This is a genomic window from Acidovorax sp. KPB24-03, from assembly GCF_057546605.1.
In genome coordinates this window covers 1-2288 of the sequence record NZ_BAAJYR010000485.1, presented here as the reverse complement: position 1 = coordinate 2288, position 2288 = coordinate 1, and the positions used below count along the sequence as shown (strand labels likewise).

General features: G+C 69.8%; 2 protein-coding genes and 1 pseudogene. All 3 read right to left on the bottom strand.

Going from position 1 to position 2288, the window contains the following annotated elements:
- The coding region (gene moaA / locus AC27KI_RS22965; RefSeq protein ID WP_487090699.1) for a GTP 3',8-cyclase MoaA at positions 1–988 on the bottom strand (988 nt) is incomplete at its 3' end.
- A gap of 73 nt (positions 989–1061) precedes the next feature.
- The gene (locus AC27KI_RS22960) at positions 1062–1832 is read right to left on the bottom strand and encodes an SDR family oxidoreductase (protein ID WP_487090700.1); all 771 of its coding nucleotides are present in this window, start codon (positions 1830–1832) and stop codon (positions 1062–1064) included.
- A 46-nt stretch (positions 1833–1878) separates the two neighbouring features.
- Positions 1879–2288: pseudogene (locus AC27KI_RS22955) on the bottom strand (hypothetical protein); the annotation flags it as partial.

The following is a 2288-nucleotide window of genomic DNA, read 5'->3' as shown; positions in this document are numbered from 1 at the left end:
GCAGGCTGCGCAGGTCCCAGCCCTGGGTGGCGAACAGGCACAGGTAGAGACTGCCTTCCATCGACAGGCGGGCGCGGTTGCAGTCGCCGCAAAACGCTTGCGTGACGCTGCCGATCACGCCCACCTCGCCCAGCGCCGGGTCGTGGCGCCCGGTGGCATCGGCGTAGCCCCAGCGGCGCGCGGTTTCCCCGGGGGCCTGTTCGGGCAGGGGCACCAGGGGCAGGTGGGCCTGCAGCCGCGCGATCACGTCGGCGGATGGCAGCACCTCGTCCATTCGCCAGCCGTTGGTGGCGCCCACGTCCATGTATTCGATGAAGCGCAGCGTCACGCCCGTGCCGCGAAAGTGCCGCGCCATGGGCACGATCTCGTGGTCGTTGGTGCCGCGCTTGACCACCATGTTGACCTTGATGCGCGCGAACCCCGCGGCCTGTGCCGCGTCGATGCCGGCCAGCACCTCGGCCACCGGAAAGTCCACATCGTTCATGTGCCGGAACACCGCGTCCTGCAGACTGTCCAGGCTCACAGTGAGGCGGTTCAGCCCGGCGTCCTTGAGCGCCTGGGCCTTGCGCGCGAGCAGCGAGCCGTTGGTGGTCAGCGTGAGGTCGGTCGCCGTGCCGTCCGGCATGCGCAGCTGCGCCAGCATGCCGACGAGGTTTTCGAGGTGCTTGCGCAGCAGCGGCTCGCCGCCCGTGAGCCGGATCTTGCGCACGCCGTGGTCGACGAAGCTGCGGGCCAGGCGGGTGATTTCCTCGAAGCTGAGCAGCGCGCTGTGCGGCAGATAGGGGTAGTCCTTGTCGAACACCTCCTTGGGCATGCAGTACGCGCAGCGGAAGTTGCAGCGGTCGGTCACGCTGATGCGCAGGTCCCGCAGCGGGCGACCGAGCGTGTCGGTCAGCCATCCCGATGGAATCCCGGACAGGCCCTGCGGCACGGCGGGGCGCAGCGCAGCGATGCGCTGGTCCACCAGGGGGATGACACGTTCAGCCATGGGCGGATTTTGCCGCATGGGGTGCGGTAGGGTTATCGGCGCAATGGGCCGCGCCGCTGTCGGCCGGCAGCGATCAGACGCAGCGGGCGCCATCCACTTCGATGCACACGCCGCTCACGAAGGCCGCTTCGTCGCTGGCCAGGTACAGCGCCGCGTTGGCCACGTCGAGCGCGGTGGAAAAACGCCCCAGCGGAATCGAGGCGAGAAATTGGGCGCGGCGCGCGTCGTCCACCGGCCCGCCGGCGAACTCGGCGGCCAGGCCCGTGTCGGGGTTGAACACGGGGTTGATGCAGTTCACTCGGATGTTGTCGGGGCCCAGCTCGGCCGCCATCGACTTGCTGGTGGTGATGACCGCACCCTTCGACCCGTTGTACCAGGTGAGGCCCGGGCGGGGCCGCAGGCCGGCGGTGGAGGCGATGTTGATGAAGCTGCCGCCCGCCGTGCCCGGGTTGGCGCGCATGGCCGGCACGGCGTGGATGGCCGAGAGGTAGAGGCTTTTGACGTTGATGGCATACACCTTGTCGAACTCTTCCTCGCTCACTTCCAGCATGGGGCGGTTGCGGTGCGTCCAGCCGGCGTTGTTCACGACCACGTCGAGCCGGCCATGAAGGCGCACGGCCTCGTCCACCAGGGCTTTCATGTCGGCCGAGCGGGTGACGTCGGCGGCGAAGAAGTCCGCCGTGCCGCCCGCGGCGCGGATCTCGGCCGCCACGCGCTGGCCCCCGGTGGCCTGGATGTCGTTGACGATGACCCGGCCACCCTCGGCTGCGAGCCGCTTGGCGATGCCTTCGCCGATGCCGTTGCCGGCGCCGGTGACGATGATGGATTTGCCTTGCACGCGCATAAAGCCTCCGATGGCGCTATGTTTTCGATAGCTGCCTGCGCAATTTTCACCAGGGCGGTGGCGGGATTCCGTTGGATGGGTTCTCGCGGCCGGTGGCCGTTGGCTGCGCGGGCGGCCAAGGCAGTGTAGCCACCGCTTTGCCGCCCGGCGTGCCCGGCACTGCCCCCTGCGCGACAGGGTGGCCCGCCTGCCGGCGCGCCCAGAAGGCGGAACCGGGCCAGCGCGTTTCCATCGCGTAGAAGCCCTGCAGCTGCTTGCGGTACACCCGGTGGATGTCCCGCAGGTGGTCGGCATAGCGCTGCGGCGCCTGCAGGTCGCCCGCCCCGTGCGCCAGCACCGCCTGTGCCGCGCGCATGCCGGTATAGAGCGCGTTGCCGATGCCCTTGGACGACAGCGGGTCGAAGGCGAGGGGCGGCGTCGCCCACCGCCAGCCAGCGCTCGCCGGCCGCGCAGTCG

What these genes read in the sequence shown, in the direction of transcription:
- AC27KI_RS22960 (WP_487090700.1), bottom strand. Translation starts at nt 1,832, where the DNA reads ATGCGCGTGCAAGGCAAATCCATCATCGTCACCGGCGCCGGCAACGGC.